The following is a 22,482-nucleotide window of genomic DNA, read 5'->3' as shown; positions in this document are numbered from 1 at the left end:
AATTCCGATTGTCTTATCTTTGGCCCTTTTCATACGGCACACCGTCCGCTTTCGGTGCAACCGAGCGTCCAACAAAGAAAATCAGCACGATAATTGTCAGAACGTACGGAAGCATCGCAAGAATCTGGGAGGGTACGGCATAGTCGCCGCCACCCAGCACAATCGTCAAAGCCTGCGCAAAACCAAAGAGTAGACAAGCGCCGTACGCGCCGAACGGTGTCCATTTCCCGAAAATAACAGCGGCAAGCGCAATAAAGCCCTGCCCGCTGATCGCCGTGGGCGTAAACTGCGAAATAATTGCCAAGGTCATGGAAGCGCCGCCAAATCCCGCTAAAACGCCTGACACCAGCACGCAGAGGTAGCGGGTACGGCTGACGTTGATTCCCAACGTATCGGCTGCGGCAGGATGTTCGCCAACGGAAAGCACACGGAGGCCCCATTTCGTCTTATACAGGAAATACCACATAACAGCGGCACAAACGAGCGCAAGCACAACGGTGACATCCACATTCAAATTTCCTGCCGGGCTGCCTTGAAAGAAATCTTCTCCGAAAATCTTCGGAAGCGTCTTGGCAGGCGGCGTCATGGTAGCCTTGGAAAACATCAAACGGCAGAAAAACAGCGCAAGTCCGGGTCCGATAAAGTTGATGGCAATACCGGAGATCGTCTGATCCGCTTTAAAGGTTACCGAAGCAATCGCGTGCAAAAGGGCGATTGCTCCGCCGGCCGCTCCCGCCGCAAGCAGTCCCAGCCAGGGGTTGCCCGTAAAATAGCTGACCGCAGCGGCCGCAAAAGCGCCAACCGTCATCATACCCTCAATACCTATGTTTACCACACCGGAACGTTCGGAAATAACGCCGCCGAGCGCACCGAACACCAGCGGGGTGGAATACATCATCGTAATACCGATCAACAGCAGAATTTTACTTAGCATGGCGAGCACCTCTCTTCTCAAGCTTATCAGCCAGCACGGGCACAACCCTTGTAAGGGCTACAAAAAATACAATCGTGCCGATCATAATATTGATAATTTCCGTGGGCGCTCCGACTTCCTGCTGAACGCTCTGCCCGCCATAGAGCAGGCCGCCAAACAGAAGCCCCGCGAAAATGCAGCCGATCGGTGAGGAACCCGCAATCAGCGCGACCGATAAGCCATTAAAGCCGTTGTTTTCAAAAGCAGCCATCTGCGAAATGCGGTGCGGTGCGGTGCCGGTTATGGCAAGCGCGCCGGCAAGTCCGGAAAGCGCCCCAGCAATCAGCATCGCCTGGACAAGATTGCGGCTGACGCTGATCCCCGCAAATTCCGCCGCGTCACTATTGAATCCCACCGCACGAAGCTCATAGCCCTTTGTGGAACGGTAAAGGAGTATCCATATGATTACCGCCATAACAGCAGCAACCAGAATTCCGAAGTTCACATCCGTTTTGACCATTACCTCATAAAGCCATTTATTCGGCTTCAGCGCGGCCATACCTTCTTCTGAGACTTTCCATTTCGGAAGAAGCATGGTAAAGCTCGACTCGTTAACCGGCAGGGAGCTTGTGGAGTTCGGCTGATGGTATGCGGGCAAGGCAACAATGTAATTTGAAAGATAGAACGCAATCCAGTTCAGCATAATACTGGTAATAACTTCATGGATGCCGAAACGGGCTTTCAAAAGGCCGACGATCCCGCCGAAAATCGCTCCGGCAAGAACGCCTGACAGCACAACAATCAGGATTTGGAAAACCGGCGGCAAATCCAGCTTAACGCCAACACAAACCGCGGCAACTGTCCCAACTATGTACTGGCCCTCGGCACCAATATTGAACAGACCGGTTTTAAATGCAAATGCCACGCTTAGTCCCGTCAATATAATCGGGGTTGCCTTGATAATGACATTGGAAATATACTTTGGCTTTGCAAAAATACCTTTGAATAACGCCGCAAAAGAGCTTACCGGATTGTAACCCGCCAGCACCAAAACAATGGCGGCTACCAGAAATCCGCAAAGAATCGCAATCAGCGTGGAGGTAATCGGCTTTTTTAGAACTTTAACCAACGTTTTCATTTATTTTACCTCCCGCCATTAACAGTCCGACTGTATTTTCGTCCACTTCACCCTGCTTAAAGGTGGAGACGATGCTTCCCGCATAGATAACCGCAATTGTATCCGCCACATTCATAACTTCGTCAAGTTCCAAAGAAATTAAAAGAATCGCCCTGCCCTTATCGCGTTCCCGGATCAGCGTTTTATGCACGTATTCAATCGCGCCCACATCCAGGCCGCGGGTAGGCTGAACGGCAATCAGCAAATCCGGCTCATTCGAGATTTCCCTCGCAATAATCACTTTTTGCTGATTTCCGCCGGAAAGACCCCTTGCCGCCTGATTTTCACAGTTCTCCGGACGGATATCGTACTCCTTGATCAGGCCCTTTGTAAACGCAAGGATTTCGCTGCTATTGAGCATGCCACCCTTGCTGTACGGCCGTTCACGGTATTTTTCAATAACCATGTTTTCCGCAACGGTAAACGGCAGAACCAGGCCGCGTTTCTGGCGGTCCTCATGAATGGTCGAAATCTTATGGTCGATCACATTGTGCGGCGTCGTGTTCTGGATTTCGACCCCATTTATTTTAATGGTACCGCTCTCCGCTTTCGTAAGGTTTGTAATCGCCTCGACAAGCTCTTTCTGTCCGTTTCCGTCGATTCCAGCTATGCCGACAATTTCTCCCTTTCGGACTTTCAGCGACAGGTTTTTCACGGCGTCCAGCTTCCGCTCATCCTTGACCGTCAGGTTATCAATTTCGAAAACGACGTCGCCCGGCTTGGCGGGCGTCTTTTCAACAACAAGCTGAACAGCATGCCCCACCATCTTTGTCGCCAGTTCTTCCTCGTCCACATCCGCAACAGGAACTGTATCAACATATTCGCCGCGGCGGATAATGGTGCAGACATCGGCCGACGCCTTAATTTCCTTCAGCTTGTGGGTAATAATGATAATGGTTTTGCCGTCAGAAATCAGGTTGTGCATAATCTGGATCAGGTCGTCTATTTCCTGCGGAGTCAGCACCGCGGTAGGCTCATCCAAAATCAGCAGATCAACCCCGCGATAAAGCGCCTTTAATATTTCAACACGCTGCTGCATGCCAACAGAAATATCCTCTATCTTTGCATCCGGATCTACTTCCAGTCCATATTTCCGGACGATTTCAAGGATTTCCTCACGTGCTTTTTTCATATTTAATAGGCCAAACCGATTTGTTACTTCATTCCCCAGAATAATGTTCTGTGTAACCGTAAAATTTTCAACCAGCATAAAGTGTTGGTGAACCATGCCAATGCCATGTTCAATCGCAATATTCGGATTTTTAATATTTACTTTTTCCCCATTTAAAAAGATTTCCCCCGCATCCGCCTGATATAGGCCGTAAAGCACATTCATCAGCGTGCTTTTCCCCGCGCCGTTTTCGCCTAAGATCGCGTGGATTGTTCCCTTCTTAACGTCAAGATGGACATTGTTCAGGGCGCAAAAAGAGCCAAACATTTTTGTAATACCGTGCATCTGCACCGCATAATCGCTGCTGACTTCCATTAAAATAGACCCCCTGCCTGTTAATGGTTCTTTAGACACAGCGGGGCGCCTGAAAACGCGCCCCGCTTATGAAAGAAATGGATTGATGCCAAATTATTTAAGAGCGGCTACGAATTTATTATAGTCGTCTTTGGTTGCCGGAGGAGTGATTGTCTTGTCTTTAATTTTGCTTTCGAGCGCAATCGCCGCATTGTAGGTGTCGTCGCCCATGAGTGAATGTTCTTCCGGAATGCCAACAGCGTCTTCCGTCAAGCCATAGGTGTATGTCTTGCCGCCGATCTTCTGGCCGTTGATTGCTTCCTTGGAAACGAGCTCAACCGCTTTGTTGACGAGCTTCAATGCAGAGGTAAGAACGTTCTTCGGAGCAAGATAAGCCTGGTCGCGGTCAACGCCGATCGCAAATTTGTTGGCTTCTTTTGCCGCTTCAATAACGCCTGTGCCAGCACCGCCGGCCGCATGGAACACGACATCGCAGCCATTGTTGAACATGCTTGTTGCAATTGCCTTGCCCTTTGCAGCATCGCTGAAGCTTTCCGCGTACTGGGCGTCAACCGTAATGTTCTTTTTCAGTTCTTTGGCCGCATAAGCAACGCCGGCCTTATAGCCGTATTCGAACTGGTCGATGATAGCGCTGGTCATGCCGCCCACAAAACCGACTTTACCGGTCTTTGTGGTTTTCGCCGCAATGTAGCCTACAAGGAAGGAGGGCTCCTGCGCGCGGAACATAACCCCTGTTACATTGGCAGGAGTTTTGTCGCCATAGGAATTGTCTACGATTGCATAGCTGATATCCGGATTCTGTTTCGCCGCATTGGCTACTGCGTCGGCCATAGCGAAACCGATACCCCAGATCAGGTTGCTGCCGTCGTCAGCAGCCTTATCAAGGTTCGTGGTGTAATCCGATTCCTGCTTAGATTCGGTGTACTTTACCGTAGCGCCCGTATCTTGGGACACCTTCTGAAGTCCTTCCCATGACGACTGGTTAAAGGACTGGTCGTTTACACCGCCGGTATCCGTAACCATCGTAATCTTAAAATCGGATTTTCCAGCGGAAGTTTCCTGGCTTTCCGCAGCGCTGGCGGCAGGGGCTGTGCTGGATGTTGTGGAACCAGAGCCGCATGCAGTCACAGACGCCGTCATCATTACTGCAAGAAAAAATGCTACAATCTTCTTCATAATTCTTTCCTCCTGTTTTTTTTGCAGGCCTTACCAGAAAATAAGACCCGGGGATATATAGAATATCACAAACGTGATATTACCCACATCATCAGGCAAGGGACAACGCGATTTCCATCATCTGCGTAAAGCTGGTCTGGCGGTCTTCGGCCGAAAGCGATTCGCCGGTAAACGGACAATCGGAAATTGTCAGCATGCAAAGAGCATTTTTGCCGGCACGGGCCGCGTTCATATACAATGCGGCAGCTTCCATTTCCACCGCGAGAACGCCCATCTTTTTCCACTTTGCCAATGCGTCCCCGTCGTCGCCGTAAAATACATCAGAAGACAGGATATTGCCGACCTTTACCGGGTATTTCAGCCTTTCCGCTTCCTTTACCGCCCGGCTGAGGAGGCCATAGCTTGCAATCGGCGCAAATGTGCCCGGAAGACAGTACTGGGAAGCATAATTTGAATCGGTACAGGCTCCCATGCCGATGACAATGTCACGCACTTGCACATTATCTGCGATTCCTCCGGCTGAACCGATACGGATAATATTGTCAACATCGTAAAAATGAAAGAGCTCATAAGTATAAATCCCAACGGATGGCATGCCCATTCCGCCGCCCATTACGGACACCCGTTTGCCCTGATACGTCCCGGTAAAGCCCAGCATATTGCGAACCGTATTAAAACACGAAACATCGGTGAGAAACGTATCTGCAATAAATTTTGCCCGTAACGGATCGCCCGGCATTAAAACCGTTTTGGCAATTTCCCCTTCTTTTGCCGCGTTATGTGGTGTAGGTATATTCGCCATATTCAATTCCTCCTGTTTCTTTTTGAACTGCTTTTATTTTTTGAACTGCTTTTATTTTAAAATGTGCTTCAACAGCGAAGTCCCCGTTATCTTTTGCTCCACGTTGAAATAGTCCAGAATGGTCGCCGCAATATCGGCGAAGGTCGGACGGGTGCCAAGGTTTACGCCGGGCTTCACATTCTTTCCGTAAATAACCCACGGCGTGTACTCCCTGGAATGATCGGTAGACGGCGTAATCGGGTCGCAGCCGTGATCCGCCGTAATCATCAGCAAATCATCGTCGCGCAGGCCGTTCATAATCTCCGGAAGCTTCTGATCAAAATACGTCAGCGCTTTCGCATAGCCTTCCACATCGTTACGGTGACCGTACAGCATATCGAAATCAACCAGATTCACAAAGCAGAGTCCGTTAAAGTCCTCTTTTGTCAATTCGATGGTGCGCTCAATGCCCTCGGCGTTTCCCTTCGTGCGCATAAAGCGGCTGATTCCCTTGCCAGCAAAAATATCATTAATTTTTCCAACAGCAATAACATCATACTTTTCTTCCAAAAGCTGATCGAGCATGCTGGCTTTCGGGGGCAGAAGGGAAAAATCATGACGGTTTGCCGTGCGGGTATAATTCGGGTAAGTTCCTACATACGGCCTTGCGATTACCCTGCCTACGCCATGCTCGCCGGTCAGAAGGTCCCGCGCGATCTGGCAGTAGCGGTAAAGTTCTTCAACCGGAACCACAGCTTCGTTCGCGGCAATCTGGAAAACGCTGTCTGCCGAAGTATAAACAATCAGCGCGCCCGTTTCTTCATGCTCCCTGCCATAATCCATAATGACCTGCGTTCCGGAATACGGCTTGTTGCAGATGGATTTTCTTCCAGTTTTTTCCTCAAAGGCGCGGATCACTTCCTCCGGAAAACCGTTCGGATAGGTCGGTAGCGGTTTTGGGGAATAAATTCCCGCAATTTCCCAATGGCCGATAGTCGTATCCTTTCCCTTTGAGGCTTCCTGCATACGTGCAAACGCCCCGGCCGGATTTTCCACCTTCGGGCGGCAGTTAACGCCGTCAATATTAAACAGCCCCAGTTTCTGCATATTGGGCATCGCAAAAGAACTGCTCGTAGCGGCGGCGGCAAGCGTATTGCTGCCTTCGTCTCCATATTCCGCAGCGTCCGGCTCTTCACCGATCCCCATACTGTCCAGTACAATTAAAAAAATGCGTTTGTTCACACTACACGCCATCCTTTTTTAAATAGTTTCTCTCGTTCCGGCAGTTTCATCCATTACTCTCTGCCGGCGGTCTGGTTGTCTGCCTTACTTTCAGCTTGACCGGAAGAATGTATTCCTGTCGGTCAGGGGTTTTATCCGCCACCTGATCAATAATAATTTTCGCCGAAAGCCTTCCGATCTCCTCAATCGGCTGCAAAATCGTTGTCAGCTCAGGGGTCATCAGCCCTCCGAGCTCTATACCGTCATACCCGACGATCATAATATCATCGGGAACCCTGCGCCTCTGCATAAGCAGCACCTTATAGAGCGACAGAACCATCATGTCATTTACTGCCAGAATGCCGTCCACATACGGGAACCGCTCCAAAAGCTCCTGCGAACACCGAAGCCCGTCATTAGAATTGAACGGGCTGTCGATAAACAGCGGCTCAATGCCGTGTTCCTTGCATACATCCATATAGCCGAGAAAACGCTGCCGGCCGCTCGAATACTTTTGCGGGGGGCGCATCAAAACCGGATGTTTGCAGCCGCACTTCAGAAGATACTCGGTCGCGAGGCGCCCGCCGGCGTAATTGTCGGACTGTACGACGGCGGTATAGCGGCCGCTGGCTTCTTTATCCAGTACAACAATCGGAAGCGGGCAGTTCCGAATCTCCTCATCCAAATTTTCATTGTTCGCGGTAATAATAATCCCGTCGGCATTCATCGCCGTCAGCATTTGAATATATGCCGCTTCTTTTTTCGGGTTTTCATCCGAGTTGCATAAAATCATTTTATAGCCGTGCTGGAAAGCCTCTTCCTCAATCGCGCGGCCGATTTCGTTCAAAAAAATATTCAAAATACTGGGTACAATATATCCGATAATCCGCGAGGACTTTTTATACAGAGAACGTGCAATCTCATTCGGCTTGAAACCAGTTGCTTTAATCGCTTCCAATACCCGTTTGGCCTTCTCTTCGCTCACTTTGGCGGAGCCATTAATCACACGCGACACGGTTGCCGGAGATACTCCCGCCAATTTTGCCACATCGCTGATCTGTGCCAAACTTATCACCATAGCCTTCCTGATAAAATATGCGCTTTAACTTTGAAACCGGTTTCAAAGCGTTCTCATTTTACATCCATGCCGCAAAATTGTCAAGAGATTTTATAAATGTAAAAATTAATTGTGCAAAATCACCACATCCTCCTGCTTAATTTTATTTATTTTTTTGCCCAAGAACCATCTTTTTATTGCAGTACCTAGTTCCAGTATTTTCTTGTTCGGTTGCGCAGAAAACACCCGTGCGGATATTCTCCCGCACGGGTGTCGCTTATGTTACTTATTTTACAGGTACAACCGCACCGTTAAAAGTATTTTTTATAAACGTTTTCATTTCATCGCTTTTCAGCACTTCGACTAGTGCCTTAATCTCCTCGCGGTTTTCATCGCCTTTTCGTATGGCAAGAACATTTGCATATTTTTCCGCGGCTATGGAATCGTCTTTTTCCACAGCAATCGCGTCCGAAACCTTCAGGCTACCCTGCAAGGCGTAATTTCCGTTGATAACAGCCAGATCGACATCCGGAAGGGAACGGACAAGCTGGGCGGCTTCAATTTCCGTAAACTTCAGGTTCTTTTTGTTCTCCACGATATCCTTCTGCGTGGCAGTAATCCCCGCATCGTCCTTCAGTTTAATCAAGCCCTGCGCCTGCAAGAGAAGGAGCGCTCTCGCTTCGTTGGAGGTATCGTTCGGAACGGAAATCGTCGCACCGTCTTTTAAATCGGCCAGGCTTTTGGTTTTTCCCGCATAAATTCCAAACGGCTCATAGTGGATAGATCCGGCGGAAACAATATCCGTACCGTTTTTCTTATTGTAATCGTCCAGATAAGTCACATGCTGGAAGTAGTTTGCGTCCAGTTCCTTGCTTACCAGCGCGGTATTGGGCAAAACGTAATCGTTAAATTCCTTTACTTCAAGGTCATAGCCCTTTTGCTTCAGTAATTTTGCAGCTTCCTTTAAAATAATCGCATGGGGTGTGGGAGAAGCGCCCACCACAATCTTTTTGCTTCCCGCGGAAGCCGCTGTGCCGGATTTCGCGCAGCCGGCAAGCGCTGCCAGGGATAGAGCTGCGATCAATATAATCGATATGATTTTTTTCATAAATTCCCCTCCAATATTTGAAAATCGTTATTTCTTATTGCTGAGCCCCGCCAATTTCATCAAGATCCCCTGAAGCACCTGTACAATGAGAACCAACAGAACCACCGTCACAAGCATAACGTCGTACTGATAACGATAGAAACCGAAATTCGTTGCGATCGTACCAAGCCCGCCGCCGCCTGTAAAACCGGCCATTGCCGAATAGCCAAGAATCGTTGTGGTTGCGATAGCGCACCCGACAATCAAGGACGGTTTCGCTTCCGGAAGCATGACTTTCCAGATGATCTGCATATTGGAGGCGCCCATGGACTGAGCGGCCTCAATAACGCCGACATCCACTTCCTTGATGGAAGACTCGACCAGACGGGCAACAAACGGCGCCGCCGACAAAGTCAGCGGAACAATCGTCGCGGTGGGGCCGATCATCGTCCCGGTAACAAGCCGCGTAAAAGGGATAATGGCTACAAGGAGGATCAGGAACGGAATGGAACGGGTCAGGTTCACAATGACGTCCAAGGTTTTAAATAGCCATGGACGGGGGCGGATCCCTTCCTTTGCGCTTGTAACAAGCAGGATGCCAAGCGGCAACCCGATGATATAATCAAAGAAAGTGGAAACAAGCGTCATATACAGGGATTCACCAACACCCTGTATCAGCAGATTCAGCGTTGTCTCATCCCACATAACCATTCACCTCCTCCGCAGATAATCCTCTTGCACGAATATAATGAAACATCTTCTGCGCCAGAACTTCGTCCTCCGGCAGTTGGACCACCATTTGACCAAACGCTTTGCCGTCTATATTCTTTGTATCCGCATACATAATGTTCACGGGAGCCTTACATTCCAGCACCATGTTGGCAATAACCGGCTCAAACGAAGAATTCCCGTCAAAAACAATTCGCATGCAGCGCTTGCTGATAAATTGCTGCGTAGGTTTTCCGGAAGGATAAACCAGCTTTTGCGCAATTTCGGTTTTCGGCTTATAAAAAATATCTTCCACCTTACCGGACTCCGCGATGTGGCTTTCGTCAATAATCGCAACGCGGTTGCAGATTTCCTCAATAACACTCATTTGATGCGTAATCATGACAATCGTAATGCCCAGCCGTTGATTGATATCCTTTAAAAGGGCCAAAATGGAAGTCGTTGTCGTAGGGTCAAGGGCGCTGGTGGCTTCGTCGCAAAGAAGCACTTTCGGATCCGTGGCAAGCGCACGCGCAATTGCGACACGTTGCTTTTGCCCGCCGGAAAGCTGAGCGGGATACGCCTTGGCTTTATCCGCAAGCCCGACAAGCTCCAGAAGATCTTTCGCCCGCTTCCTTGCGGAAGCCTCATCCATACCGGCAAGCTCCAACGGGAAACAGACGTTGCCCTCCGCCGTGCGCTGCATTAAAAGATTGAACTGCTGAAAGATCATTCCCATGGAACGACGCACTTCCCGCAACTCCCGTTCAGACAGCTTCGCCATGTCACGGCCGTCAAACAGAACCGTACCATGCGTTGGCTTTTCAAGCATATTGATACAGCGCACAAGCGTGCTCTTACCGGCGCCGCTCATGCCGATAATTCCGAAGATTTCACCCTTTTCAATCGTCAGATTAATATCCCTCAGGACGGTTACTTCCCCATCTTTTGTGCGGAAAGATTTGCTAAGCGCCCGTATTTCAATAATGGCCTCGCCCATGCCCAGCACCCTCCAATTATATTACTAAATTAATAGGACTTATAATGTATCCTCATGCGTTTGTCAATGAATATTTATAAATTAACGAACAGGAAGTTTTGCAATTAGTGCTTTGATTTTGATTCCCTTTTCTAGGAACATTTTCTCATGCTCCGTAAGCACATTTTCCTCCGGCCAGTTATCCGCGTGCAGATCATAGGTTATTCTGGTAATTTCAAACCCGCTTTGTTTAAAATAAGCCACCGAATTACTGAAAAGCGGGTCGTCGTCCGTTTTAAAATGGATTTCGCCGCCCTTTGCTAAAATCTGTTTGTAGCTTTCCAACATTCGCGGATAAGTAAGACGCCGTTTATTGTGCTTCGCCTTTGGCCATGGATTGCAGAAAAGAATATAAATTCTCTCGACGGTATCGTTTTCATTCATAACCGTTAAAAGCCGCTCAATATCCTGCGCCATCAATACAACATTGTCCGGCTTTTTGTTTTGCTCCTGAAACGCCTTTTCGATATTGCGCTTTGCAGGGCCTAGAACCGCATCTTTCAAATCGATCCCGATATAATTAATTTCCGGATGCTTTGGAGCCATTCCCGCGATAAAAAATCCTTTCCCGCAGCCAAGCTCCAGATGGATCGGCTGTCTGCGCGGGAAAAATGAATGCCATTTCCCAATCTGTTCCGACGGGCTACGGACAAAAAATTCGCAGGCGTCCAGTTCCGGCGCAGCCCATGGTTTATTACGCATTCTCATACTACTTACTCTGTCCCCCGGTTTCCTGCCAATTTTTACAGACGTCCAGCCACTTTCTGCTTCCCGACGCCCGGAAAAGCTCCTCACAATCCAATTCTACACAGGAATTGGAGCTGCCCCCAGCGGGGTAGACCGTGGTAAAGCGCTTCAGGGACAGGTCGCAGTAAACCTTTGCTTCCGACGGGTTCCCAAACGGGCATACTCCGCCGATCCGGTAACCGGTCAGCCGCTCCACATCCTCGGAAGCGAGCATTTTTGCTTTTATCCCGAATTCCGCCTTAAACTTTGCATTATCAATTTTTGCATCCCCCGCGGTAACGATTAAAATGCATCCGCCTTCGGCGTAAAAAGAAATCGTTTTTGCAATGCGCGCCTCTTCCACTTGCAGCGCCTGTGCCGCAAGCGCAACGGTTGCACTAGAAACCGGAAATTCCCTTAAACGGTTTTCCATTCCGTATTTTTTAAGATATTCTCGTACTTTTTGTACCGACATGTCATCCTCCGAAATGATTCTTAAACTTTAGTATAGCATACTGGTTGTTGGTGAAAAGTACTTTCCTTAATTTTTGTAATAAAATACAAATCCAAGAAACCTTTATTTTGGTTTTCTGTAACAGATTTGTATGGATTCCGAAGTGGCTCCATCAAATGCATACGCAAAAAATAAAAAACTTTGGTTTTTTTCCGGTTGTATTTGGGCCGACAAAAAGCATAAAGCATCCAGGATTTGAATAAAAATTATTACCCTCTCCGTACGCCGCTTCCATTTTCCCTTTCCAATTTTTCAGGAAATTTCTGTTAATTTCCCGTATAGCTTTATTCTGTCGCAATTGGGAAAAATATCCTGTTTTTTAAGGAAAAAGGAATTGCGTTAAGGAAAAAAATAGTGTATATTTTATCTATATTGAACAATTTTCCTTAAATTAAAACACATAATGGAAAGGATGCGAGCTTGTGACGTTAAAGCCAAAACTAGCGGCTGCGTGCGTTCTTCTTGTCTCTTTATCCTTTCTGCCGTTGTCATTTACAGCTTTCGTAAGCAAGATGAACCGTGACCTACAGTCCTCCGTTTCGAGAAATATGATTGAAAACGCTGCGCAAAGCGCTGCAGCTATAACGGCAAAGATGGACGAAAGTTCATCTGTTTTACGTACCCTGGCCACATATCTCGGCGAACACGGGAATCTATATGACAAAGCGGCTGCGGACGCCACGCAAGCGGTATTAAACAGCCATCCGTTCCTTCAGATATCTGTTGCCGACCTGCACGGAGACAGTATAACAAACGACGGCTTGAAACGGAATATCGCCGCAAGCGAATCGTTTCAACAGGCGGTAAAGGGAAAGGCCACCATAACCGGCTCTGAATCCTTCCCGAATGCGAAAAAAGCGTTCCTTTATTCCGTTCCGATCTATTCAAAGCAAAAAATAATCGGCGTATTAAACGGAACAGCATCCGCCGACCCCATTGCAGAGCAACTGGATAACCCCCTGTATGAAGGAAAGGGCACGCGCCTTCTGATTCGCCATGACGGCACCGTCGTGCTGTATTCCAAAAAGGCAGCCGACAGCGCCGTGCAAAATTTTTATTCTTCTCTCAAGTGTGTAGAACCGGATAAAATGAGCGTTGAGGCGTTGAAGGAGCAGATCGGCCGGAACAGCAGCGGAACGGCAGAATTCAACGTCGACGGTTTGGACAGCTTTATATATTATCAACCGCTTGGCGCGGGGAACTGGTACCTGATCACCATTGTTCCGTCCAATGTAATTCTACCGCAGTCAAATTATATGATCCGCATTTCGGCCCTGCTGGCGTTCAGCACCGCGTTCGCTTTTATCCTTCTTGGTTTTTACGCAGTCCTTCTCCTTCGGAAAAAGAACAGCGCTATTGAGAAAAGCATCCGGGAACTGAGTGTTTTAACATCCAATATTCCAGGCTGCGTGCAGCGCTGTAAATACGACGGGAACTTAACCATCATCTATTGCAGCGACGGATTTTATTACTTAACGGGATATAGCCGTGAGGAGGTCACCAGGCTTTTCAATCAACAATTTTTGAAAATGATTTACCCGCGTGATCGGGAAGCGGTAAAGCACAGCATCGACGAACAGCTTCATGCCGGCAGCGTAATCGACATACAGTACCGCATCCAGAAAAAAGACGGGACTTTGGTATGGATTTTGGAGCGGGGCCAGCTCATGGTGGAAAGCGGGAAAGAACCCGAGCTGTACAGCCTTTTAATTGATATTACCGAGCAAAGGGTAATCATGCAGGAGCTGGAAATCAGCAATGAACGCTATCAGATTGTTATGGACCAGTCCGACAGCATGATTTTTGATTACGACATTCTAAACAAGACCGTTCTGAACAGTACGGGCGGGCGGCAAATTTCGGGCGGCGGCTACGCCATTAAAAATTTTCCCGAAAGCTTTCTGAATACCGACGTAGTCCATCCGGACGATGCCGAAGCTTTCCGCCAAATGTTTGAAAGCGTGAAAAACGGCGAACCCAGCGCCGAAAGCGAATGCCGGATGAAATCGGAAAACGGCGATTATCTATGGTACAATATTAAAATCACTACAATTTTCAGCAAGGAAGGCAAAGCCATACGGGCAATCGGCAGAATCAGTGACATCACCTGCCAAAAAGAAGCGACGCAAAAGCTTTTGTTCAAAGCGCAGCGGGACGGATTGACGGAACTGCTCAATAAAATCGCAACGCAGAATCTGATTGAGCAGGCGCTCAATGACAATGAACCCTGCGCCCTTTACATGATTGATGTGGACCATTTTAAAGAGGTCAATGATAATCTGGGCCATATGTTCGGGGATGCCGTGCTTGCGGATATCGGCAGCAAACTGAAAAAGCTGTTCCGCACAACGGACATTCTAGGCCGGATCGGCGGGGACGAATTTATGGTGCTTCTGAAAAATGTCGATGACCATGCTCTGATTGTAGAAAAAGCAATGGCGATCACCCAATGCCTGCAACAAACATTCAACACCTGTTACTCGATTTCCGGAAGCGTAGGCGTTGCCCTTTTCCCGAAGGACGGAAAAAGTTATGCCGAGCTTTATCAAAAAGCCGATATGGCCCTGTACGAAGCAAAGCGCAGCGGCCGAAACCGCTTCGTTCTTTTTCACGACAGAGCGGATTCTTCTGAAACCTGCCCGGAACATGGGAAGAAAAATATACCGTAGACAGCTCGCGTCCTTACAATTATAATAAAGGTACGAAGTCATCCGCCAACATAATGCAGGCAGATGACTTTGTTATATCTGGCACTACTTTTCGGAGGCTAACAAGTGCTTTGTTATTGCTGGACTTTCCATAAATTCGTGGTATAATCTACCTACTGGAGGTTAAAAATGTATAAAGAAAAAAAGCTGGCTTATCTGCTTTTTGCCGTCTTGATTGTAGTTATCGCCGTACTGGCCTGCATCCTCATAAAATCCAATCAAAAACCGGTCAGCTACGAATGCACAAATTACGCGATGGGAACCTATGTGCAGCAAACCGTTTACGGCAAAAACAGCCAACAGGCCGCCAAAGCAGCAGCGCAAAAAATCGGCGAACTGGAAAATTTGATCTCATGGAGGCGTAGTGATTCCGACATCACGAAGCTGAACCAGGCATCCGGCTCCGACTGGGTTTCGATCGATCCAAAAACGGCGGCAATCCTTCAAAAAAGCCTTGATGTTGCCGATAAATCGTATGGAGCATTTGACCCCACCATCCTCCCGGTTTCCTCTCTCTGGGATTTCGGCGGTGAAAATCAGCATCTCCCCTCCAAAAAAGAAATTCAAAAATATTTAAAATATGTAAATTACAAAGAGCTTCGCGTGAATACGCAGGAATCCACCGCCTCGCTGAAAAGGCACTATATGGCCGTTGACCTTGGTGCGGTTGGAAAAGGCGCAGCATGCGACGAAGCGGTTGCCGCCTACGAACAGGCGGGCGCGGATAGTGGAATTATTGCGGTTGGAGGCAGTATAGGCGTATTCGGCACAAAAAAGGACGGAACACCTTGGAATATCGCCGTACGTGATCCACACAGCTCCGAAACGCAGAGCGCTTCTCTGGGAGCGATTGATCTTCGTTCCGGCTATGTCTCAACCTCCGGCACATACGAAAAGTACTTTACAAAGAATGGCGTTACCTACCACCATCTGCTGAACCCGAAAACCGGATACCCGGAAAACAACAGTCTGGTATCCGTTACGGTCGTATGCGACAACGGCGCGCTGAGCGACGCGCTCTCAACCGCCTGCTTTGTGCTTGGACGCGAAAAGGGAGCGGAACTTTTGAAGAAATATAACGCCGGGGGGATTTTTATTACCACGGATGATAAGATTTATTTGACCAAAAACATGGAAAATACCTTCACCCTATCCGATCGGAAATATTCCCTCGTTAAAAGCGGGGTATAACACACCATTATGATATTAAAAAAGAAGGATCTGTTTTTAATCGCATTCTTTCTTTGCCTTGCAGCTGTCCTGCTTCTTTGCTTTAACAAAAATGCCGGGACAGGAATTGCTGTGGTTGAAAGAAACGGTACGGAACTTTACCGCTTTGATTTAGGAAAACAAAAAGGCACGCAGGTTATCGACTTGGGCGGCGAATACCACGTCAAACTCCTAGTGGAACCCGGTGCGATTTCGTTCCAGCATTCCGACTGCCACGACCAGATCTGTGTGCGGACAGGCAAGCTTTCAAAGCCGGGGCAAGCCGCAGTTTGCCTTCCGGCAAAAATTTCCGTCCGAATTACAGAAGGTCAAAAAACAATTGACGCATTTACAGGGTAATAAAAAATGAATCATACGACAAATCTGAATCTATCCCCACGCACGCGGAGCATTGCCTTTAACGGCCTTCTAACGGCGCTGGCTCTTGTTTTATCAGCAATCGAGCTGACGCTTCCCCCTCTGCCGCTTCTGCCTCCGGGTGCAAAGCTGGGGCTTTCCAATATAGTAACCATGTACGCGACGGGAGCGGTTGGACTGGGTCCCGCCCTTTGTATTGCCCTGATAAAAGGGCTGTTTGCCGGTGTAACCCGCGGGTTCACCGCTATGCTCATGAGCCTTTCCGGAGGCTTGCTCAGCACGCTTGTTATGTGGCTGTTGCTCCGTGTGAATGGCAGCCCCTTCGGGCTGATCGGGCTGGGGGTAGCCGGTGCGCTTTCCCACAATGCCGCGCAGCTTTTCGTCGCTTTTCTTTTAACCACACCAGCCGTTCTTTATTACTTACCCTGGCTGATTCTTTTCGGCGTATTGTCCGGAATTGTAACCGGGCTTGTCCTTCGCGTGATGATGCCGTTACTAAATAAATTTACGATAGATTGATTTTGTTTGGAGGTAAGAAACATGGAATTTTCTTCGAAACATCGCGGTGCAGATGTTCCTCATCGGAAAAGTACCGCGCAGATGGAGTCATCCATCCTTCCGCCACCGGGACAGGTTATTCTTCCAATGCAGCAGCATGCAGGCGCCCCCTGCAAACCCTTGGTGAAAATCGGCGACGAAGTTCTGGTCGGGCAAAAAATTGCGGACAGCGATGCCTTTATCGGTGCGCCGATCCACGCAAGCATTTCCGGAAAGGTATCGGCGATTAAAAAGCTCATGTTACCCGGCGGACAATATTCCGAAGCGGTGGTCATCGATTCCGACGGCGAGATGAAGGTTTCTCCGGAGGTACAGCCTCCGGTTATTAAATCGCCGGAAGATCTTGTAAAAGCAGCGCGGGAGTCCGGATTGGTGGGGCTTGGCGGCGCCGGGTTTCCTACGCATGTGAAGCTGAACGTCCCTAAGGATAAAAAGCTGGACACCTTGATTATTAACGCCGCCGAGTGCGAGCCTTACATAACGGCGGACAACCGGGAAGTTCTTGAGAACACCCAATCCATATTTGACGGGATTTCCGTTGTGCGGCATATGCTGAAAATCGACCGGGTAATCCTTGCCATCGAAGATAATAAACCGAATGGCATTCAAAAGTTAAAGGAGCTTGCAGACAGCGAAAAAAATGCGGAAGGCAGCGTCCACATCTTGACGCTGCCTTCGCGATACCCGCAGGGAGCGGAAAAGGTTCTGGTAAAAGCCTGTACGGACCGGGAAATCCCCATGGGCAAACTTCCCGCGGACGTTGGCTGCTTGGTTATGAACGTCACATCCGTGGCTTTTCTGGCAGATTACATAAAGACAGGCATGCCGCTGATCAAAAAGCGCGTTACGATTGACGGTTCCGCAATTCAGAAGCCACAAAACGTGATTGTCCCCATCGGCACCAAAATTGGGGATGTCATCCAATTCTGCGGCGGTTACCGGGCCGAACCAAAAAAACTGCTGATGGGCGGCCCCATGATGGGGCTTTCCCTTCCGGATGACTCGTTTCCTATTTTGAAACAAAATAACGGAATCCTTGCGTTTGACGAGCGGGAAGCGCGGATGAATAAGCCTACCTCCTGCATACGCTGCGGCCGCTGTGTGAACGGCTGCCCAATGCGCTTGATTCCTACCCAGCTTGAACGGTATTCGAATGCAAAGGATATTGAGAAACTCCAGGAGTACGACGTAATGGATTGTATTGAATGCGGTTGCTGCGCATTTAACTGCCCGGCCAATCGACCGCTTGTACAGGCAATCCGGCTGGGCAAAGCATTGGTAAAAGCAGGAGGGAAACATTAATGGCGGAAAAAATGATCGTATCCTCATCTCCCCATATCAAAAGCGGTATTACAACTCGAAAAATCATGCTTGACGTGATCATTGCGCTAATTCCGGCGGCAATCGCATCCGTCATTCTGTTCGGACCGAAGGCGCTCCTTCTGATTGCCGTTTCGGTAGCGTCCTGCGTACTGAGCGAATATATATCCCGTAAGGTTATGAAACGGGAAAATACCATTGATGATTTAAGTGCAGTCGTGACCGGTCTTCTGCTTGCCTTCAACGTACCGGTGGGCGTAAGCCCGTTTATCGTCCTGTTCGGGGGCGTGGTCGCCATTGTCGTTGTAAAGCAGATGTTCGGCGGTATCGGACAGAATTTCGTGAACCCGGCTCTTACAGCAAGAATTATCCTAATGTCCTCGTTTCCATCCGAAATGAGCACATGGAACAAACCATTTTACTATATGCAGACGACGGCGGACGCGATAACAACCGCTTCCCCGCTCGGTATCCTGAAAGAAGGTACAAACGGCACCATGCCGACCCTGCTGAATATGTTCGTCGGGGTTCGTGCAGGCTGCCTGGGCGAAACCTGTGCGGTTGCTTTGATTTTAGGCGGCATTTATCTTGTCTGCCGCAAAATCATAAGCCCCGTGATTCCGATGTGCTACATTGGCACCGTTGCCGTTCTCTCCTTAATCTCCGGCCGGAATGTTGCGTTTGACATTCTAGCGGGCGGCCTTCTTCTCGGTGCGATCTTCATGGCCACCGACTATGCCACCTCCCCTATTACCTTCAAGGGAAAGATTGTTTACGCGGTTGGCGCCGGGATAATCACTATGCTGATCCGGATATTCGGCCAGCTTCCGGAAGGTGTATCCTTCTCCATTATTTTAATGAACATCATGGTTCCGCACATTGAGCGTTTAACACGCCCGCGTGCTTTCGGGAAGGAGCGTGTGGTAAATGAAGGTTGACGTAAAAAAGATTCTCAAACCGGCCGCTGTACTATGCGCAATCTGTATTGTCATCGCGGCTTTGCTTTCCGTCACCAATTGGATGACGCAGGATAAAATCAAACAAATCAACGAGGAAACAACCGCTGCTTCCCGCGCGCTTGTCCTTCCCGGGGCGAAGCAGTTTGTGGATTCCAAAAATGGAACCTACGCTGTCGGCAAAAACGGCAATGACGTCTTGGGCTATGTGTTTACAACAAAGACGAAAAGCTACGGCGGCGATTTGAAGGTGATGACCGGCATTGATAAAAACGGAAAAGTGACCGGCGTTGTGCTGCTGACCATCAACGATACGCCCGGACTTGGCCTGAACGCGCAAGATGAAAGCTTCCGTAACCAGTACCTGCAAGAAGCCCCAGAAAAGGGATTCAAGCTTGTGAAAAATGGAAACGCCGGAAAAGGCCAGATTAACGCTATGACCGGCGCGACGATCACAAGCAAGGCGGTTACAGAATGTGTAAACGAAGCCGTTGCGCAGTATCAAAAGATAAAGGAGGGCAAATAAAATGGCGAAAACTCCGTGGCAGGAATTCAGCAAAGGCATCATTAAAGAAAACCCGGTGCTGCGCCTTGTCCTTGGTACCTGCGCAACGCTTGCGCTGAGCACCTCCGCAAGCAACGCGATCGGCATGGGCCTTGCAACGACTTTTGTGCTGGTTTGCTCAAACACGGTTATTTCCCTGCTTCGCAAGGTAATTCCCGACAAGGTGCGCATTCCCTGTTACATCACGCTGATCGCCGGATTCGTTACCATTGTTCAGATGCTGGTGGAAGCCTATTCGCCCAGCCTGAAAGCAGCGCTCGGCATTTTTCTCCCCCTGATTGTTGTAAACTGCATTATTCTTGGCAGGGCGGAAATGTTTGCGAATAAAAACAATGTGCTCCCGTCCATTCTCGACGCTCTTGGCATGGGCGTAGGATTTACCGCGACCCTGCTGGTTATGGGTATTATCCGGGAACTCCTCGGCGCGGGAACCGTCTTCGGATTTCCGATTACAAGGGGCTTCATTTCCCCGATTATTATCTTCCTGCTCCCTCCGGGCGGATTCTTCGTTTTCGGCATGCTGATTGCCCTTGCAAACAAACTTGCTGCCGGCAAGGGGGAAGCGCCGGCGGAACTCGGCTGCCAAAGCTGCCCGCTTTGCGAAAGCTGCTCCAAACTGGCAGAAAAAGAAAAGGAGGGTGCTAAGAAATGATAAAAAGCCTACTTGCTATCTTTCTGGCCGCTATTTTAACGGAAAACTATATTCTTAATAAATTCCTTGGCATCTGCCCCTTCCTTGGCGTTTCCAAAAAACTGGATACCGCCACCGGCATGAGCGTCGCCGTAACCGTTGTCATGGTAATTTCCACCGCGGTTACCTGGCCGATCTATACCTATGTTTTGGTTCCGTTAAACCTTGCTTACCTGAAAACCATAGTGTTTATTCTGATTATTGCCGCACTCGTCCAGTTCATTGAAACCGTTTTGAAAAAATATGTCCCCTCCCTTTACAACGCGCTTGGCATTTACCTGCCCCTGATCACCACCAACTGTGCGGTTCTCGGTGTAACCATGCTGGTAATTGAAAAAGGACAGGCCGACCCCAGCTTTGGATTTGTGCAGTCACTAGTGAACGCATTCGGTTCCGGCATCGGCTTTTTGGTCGCCATGGTGCTTTTTGCGGGTATCCGCGAGAGAATCGAGAATAACGACATTCCCAAATGCCTACAGGGCCTGCCGATTACACTGGTCGCCGCTTCGCTGACAGCCGTATCGTTCCTTGGCTTTCAGGGACTTGTCGACAAGATGCTGGGTTAGGAGATGCTGTAAATGAATGAAATACTGATTCCAATTTTGATCGTTGGGGGGATCGGGCTGCTATGCGGGCTGATTCTGGCGTTTGCCTCCATTGTGATGGCTGTTCCTAAAGATGAAAAAGCGGAAGCCATCCGCGATTTGCTTCCCGGCGCAAACTGCGGCGCCTGCGGTTTTTCTGGTTGCGACGGCTACGCGCAGGCGTTGGCGGCCGGAGAAGTGAAGCCGGGGTTGTGTCCGGTCGGTGGAACCGCTGTTGCAAAAAGCATTTCGGAATACCTTGGCTGCGAATCCGACGAGATGGAGGAAAAAGTCGCAACCGTTCATTGCCTTGGCAGTTACGATAATACCAGTAACAGGGTTGAATACGAAGGAATTGAAACCTGTGCAGGTGCGTTAAGTGTTGCCGGCGGCCCCGCAAGCTGCCAATTCGGATGTTTAGGTTTTGGAGACTGTGTAAGGGCCTGTCAATATAATGCCATCAGCGTCTGCAATGGCGTGGCCAGAATCGATCCAACACGCTGCAAGGCCTGTTCCATGTGCATAAAAACCTGCCCGAGGCATCTGATTTCCTTTATTCCCGCCAAAAAGCAGGCGGTTGTCCGCTGCAAGAACTGTGACAAAGGCGCCCAGACGAACAAAGTTTGTAAAATCGGTTGCATCGGTTGTAAGAAGTGTGAAAAAACATGTCCGCATGACGCTATCCATGTAAAAAATTCCATTGCGGAAGTTGACCCGCAAAAATGCACGGGATGCGGCGAATGTGTGGGCGCTTGCCCAAGGCATTGCATTACCCTCTTTAATGCAGATTGATAAGTATATAAAGCAGACGGAGCCTCCCCTTCGGGGTGCTCCGCTTGTTTTCCATTAAATTAAAAGTATGTATTGATTTTTCCGTCGATTTATTATATAATATTGTTCGTTGTTCACGCCGGTGTGTCGGAATTGGCAGACGAGACAGACTCAAAATCTGTTATCCGCAAGGGTGTGTGGGTTCGAGTCCCACCACCGGCACCATCAATATGTACGCCAACTTCTACGGAAAAGCTTCCGTCAGGGTTGGCGTATATTTTTGTCACAAATTCATGAATTGGCAGACCGGCCGAAATCATGGGCGGCTTTCGCTGTTTCCCTTGGCGATCCGCTTCCGAAACCCTTTGCAAATATTTCATTGGAAATGCCCATCTGTGTATGCTGACCCCGGAGCGAGTTCCAATCGACAATGTTCCCGTTGAACCGAGCTGGCCTCCATCGCAAATAGCTTTACAGGCCGAGAAATACTGGAGTTTTTTTGAAAATAGAAATTGCTCAACTTCATTCTCAAACTCTGCTGCTTTTTTTATTTTGGTGTTAAATAGTGTGAAAAAAATACAAATTTAGTATTAAATTGCAAAAATTGAAAGCTTGGGATACAATATGAACAGTAAAACAAAATATGCAGAAATTAAGGAACTGGAAAATACAGAGAATATTACGATGAGCAGCACAAGATTAAGGATGATCTTGATTTCTGGATTGATTATGACTTTTATGATGACGGTAGACAGCAGCATTTTTAATGTCGCCCTGCCGAAATTGGCAAAAGCCCTGAACGTGCCGACCAGCCTGATTGACTGGACATGCACTGCCTAAATGATAAGTATGTGTAC

Annotated in this window: 23 protein-coding genes and 1 tRNA gene; 12 read left to right on the top strand and 12 right to left on the bottom strand. The window is 48.8% G+C overall.

What is annotated here, in order from left to right:
- Window positions 1–13: 13 nt before the first annotated feature.
- The 12 genes from P9B68_RS09895 to P9B68_RS09840 all read right to left on the bottom strand — a co-directional run bounded on the left by P9B68_RS09895 (window position 14) and on the right by P9B68_RS09840 (window position 11,846).
- A complete protein-coding gene (locus P9B68_RS09895; protein ID WP_135660784.1) occupies window positions 14–934 on the bottom strand; it encodes an ABC transporter permease in 921 nt (306 codons plus the stop codon).
- Window positions 924–2,051 carry an ABC transporter permease gene (locus P9B68_RS09890; RefSeq protein ID WP_135660786.1) on the bottom strand — a complete coding sequence of 376 codons (1,128 nt, stop codon included), beginning with the start codon at window positions 2,049–2,051 and terminating at the stop codon, window positions 924–926. Before P9B68_RS09890 ends, P9B68_RS09895 begins: the two co-directional genes overlap by 11 nt.
- Entirely contained in the window at window positions 2,035–3,576 is a 1,542-nt protein-coding gene (locus P9B68_RS09885) for an ABC transporter ATP-binding protein (protein WP_135660788.1), read from the bottom strand. Before P9B68_RS09885 ends, P9B68_RS09890 begins: the two co-directional genes overlap by 17 nt.
- A gap of 93 nt (window positions 3,577–3,669) precedes the next feature.
- Complete coding sequence (locus P9B68_RS09880) at window positions 3,670–4,752, bottom strand: BMP family ABC transporter substrate-binding protein (RefSeq protein WP_135660790.1); 1,083 nt, start codon at window positions 4,750–4,752, stop codon at window positions 3,670–3,672.
- Window positions 4,753–4,843: 91 nt separating this feature from the next.
- Window positions 4,844–5,554 (bottom strand): purine-nucleoside phosphorylase, encoded by a 711-nt coding sequence (gene deoD / locus P9B68_RS09875; protein WP_135660792.1) that lies wholly within the window; start codon window positions 5,552–5,554, stop codon window positions 4,844–4,846.
- A 51-nt stretch (window positions 5,555–5,605) separates the two neighbouring features.
- Window positions 5,606–6,775, bottom strand: coding sequence for a phosphopentomutase (locus P9B68_RS09870; protein WP_407932296.1), 1,170 nt, complete (start codon window positions 6,773–6,775; stop codon window positions 5,606–5,608).
- Between the two features lie 46 nt (window positions 6,776–6,821).
- Window positions 6,822–7,829 (bottom strand): LacI family DNA-binding transcriptional regulator, encoded by a 1,008-nt coding sequence (locus P9B68_RS09865; RefSeq protein ID WP_243113025.1) that lies wholly within the window; start codon window positions 7,827–7,829, stop codon window positions 6,822–6,824.
- Window positions 7,830–8,097: 268 nt separating this feature from the next.
- The gene (locus P9B68_RS09860) at window positions 8,098–8,919 is read right to left on the bottom strand and encodes a MetQ/NlpA family ABC transporter substrate-binding protein (RefSeq protein WP_135660798.1); all 822 of its coding nucleotides are present in this window, start codon (window positions 8,917–8,919) and stop codon (window positions 8,098–8,100) included.
- A 27-nt stretch (window positions 8,920–8,946) separates the two neighbouring features.
- Window positions 8,947–9,603 (bottom strand): methionine ABC transporter permease, encoded by a 657-nt coding sequence (locus P9B68_RS09855; RefSeq protein ID WP_277668959.1) that lies wholly within the window; start codon window positions 9,601–9,603, stop codon window positions 8,947–8,949.
- Entirely contained in the window at window positions 9,593–10,606 is a 1,014-nt protein-coding gene (locus P9B68_RS09850; protein ID WP_277668946.1) for a methionine ABC transporter ATP-binding protein, read from the bottom strand. Before P9B68_RS09850 ends, P9B68_RS09855 begins: the two co-directional genes overlap by 11 nt.
- An 81-nt stretch (window positions 10,607–10,687) precedes the next feature.
- Window positions 10,688–11,353, bottom strand: a complete 666-nt coding sequence (gene trmB / locus P9B68_RS09845) for a tRNA (guanosine(46)-N7)-methyltransferase TrmB (protein WP_135660804.1) — start codon at window positions 11,351–11,353, stop codon at window positions 10,688–10,690.
- Window position 11,354: 1 nt separating this feature from the next.
- Window positions 11,355–11,846, bottom strand: coding sequence for a YbaK/EbsC family protein (locus P9B68_RS09840; RefSeq protein ID WP_135660806.1), 492 nt, complete (start codon window positions 11,844–11,846; stop codon window positions 11,355–11,357).
- A gap of 461 nt (window positions 11,847–12,307) precedes the next feature.
- Here P9B68_RS09840 and P9B68_RS09835 point away from each other — a divergent pair, with 461 nt between their 5' ends.
- From P9B68_RS09835 to P9B68_RS09780, 12 genes are all read left to right on the top strand, one after another.
- A complete protein-coding gene (locus P9B68_RS09835; RefSeq protein ID WP_277668945.1) occupies window positions 12,308–14,554 on the top strand; it encodes a sensor domain-containing diguanylate cyclase in 2,247 nt (748 codons plus the stop codon).
- A 168-nt stretch (window positions 14,555–14,722) separates the two neighbouring features.
- The gene (locus P9B68_RS09830; RefSeq protein ID WP_135660809.1) at window positions 14,723–15,784 is read left to right on the top strand and encodes an FAD:protein FMN transferase; all 1,062 of its coding nucleotides are present in this window, start codon (window positions 14,723–14,725) and stop codon (window positions 15,782–15,784) included.
- A 9-nt stretch (window positions 15,785–15,793) separates the two neighbouring features.
- A complete protein-coding gene (locus P9B68_RS09825) occupies window positions 15,794–16,162 on the top strand; it encodes a NusG domain II-containing protein (protein ID WP_135660811.1) in 369 nt (122 codons plus the stop codon).
- Window positions 16,163–16,168: 6 nt separating this feature from the next.
- Window positions 16,169–16,699, top strand: coding sequence for a Gx transporter family protein (locus tag P9B68_RS09820; protein WP_135660813.1), 531 nt, complete (start codon window positions 16,169–16,171; stop codon window positions 16,697–16,699).
- 21 nt (window positions 16,700–16,720) lie between these two features.
- Window positions 16,721–18,040, top strand: coding sequence for an electron transport complex subunit RsxC (rsxC, locus tag P9B68_RS09815; RefSeq protein ID WP_135660815.1), 1,320 nt, complete (start codon window positions 16,721–16,723; stop codon window positions 18,038–18,040).
- Window positions 18,040–18,996 (top strand): RnfABCDGE type electron transport complex subunit D, encoded by a 957-nt coding sequence (locus tag P9B68_RS09810; protein WP_277668944.1) that lies wholly within the window; start codon window positions 18,040–18,042, stop codon window positions 18,994–18,996. Before rsxC ends, P9B68_RS09810 begins: the two co-directional genes overlap by 1 nt.
- The gene (locus tag P9B68_RS09805) at window positions 18,986–19,540 is read left to right on the top strand and encodes an FMN-binding protein (protein ID WP_135660819.1); all 555 of its coding nucleotides are present in this window, start codon (window positions 18,986–18,988) and stop codon (window positions 19,538–19,540) included. The genes P9B68_RS09810 and P9B68_RS09805 overlap by 11 nt, the downstream gene beginning before the upstream one ends.
- Window position 19,541: 1 nt before the next feature.
- Window positions 19,542–20,231, top strand: coding sequence for an RnfABCDGE type electron transport complex subunit E (locus tag P9B68_RS09800; RefSeq protein WP_135660821.1), 690 nt, complete (start codon window positions 19,542–19,544; stop codon window positions 20,229–20,231).
- Complete coding sequence (locus P9B68_RS09795; RefSeq protein WP_207669579.1) at window positions 20,228–20,836, top strand: electron transport complex protein RnfA; 609 nt, start codon at window positions 20,228–20,230, stop codon at window positions 20,834–20,836. Before P9B68_RS09800 ends, P9B68_RS09795 begins: the two co-directional genes overlap by 4 nt.
- Window positions 20,837–20,848: 12 nt before the next feature.
- Window positions 20,849–21,646 (top strand): RnfABCDGE type electron transport complex subunit B, encoded by a 798-nt coding sequence (locus P9B68_RS09790; RefSeq protein WP_277668943.1) that lies wholly within the window; start codon window positions 20,849–20,851, stop codon window positions 21,644–21,646.
- Between the two features lie 117 nt (window positions 21,647–21,763).
- Window positions 21,764–21,850, top strand: a tRNA-Leu gene (locus tag P9B68_RS09785).
- A 399-nt stretch (window positions 21,851–22,249) separates the two neighbouring features.
- A complete protein-coding gene (locus tag P9B68_RS09780; RefSeq protein ID WP_135660826.1) occupies window positions 22,250–22,465 on the top strand; it encodes a hypothetical protein in 216 nt (71 codons plus the stop codon).
- Window positions 22,466–22,482 lie beyond the last annotated feature (17 nt).

Origin of the sequence: Caproiciproducens galactitolivorans (genome assembly GCF_029266045.1) — a bacterium.
Taxonomy (GTDB): domain Bacteria; phylum Bacillota; class Clostridia; order Oscillospirales; family Acutalibacteraceae; genus Caproiciproducens; species Caproiciproducens galactitolivorans.
Note: the sequence above shows the minus strand (reverse complement) of the source record. Positions and strands in the feature narration are given on the sequence as shown.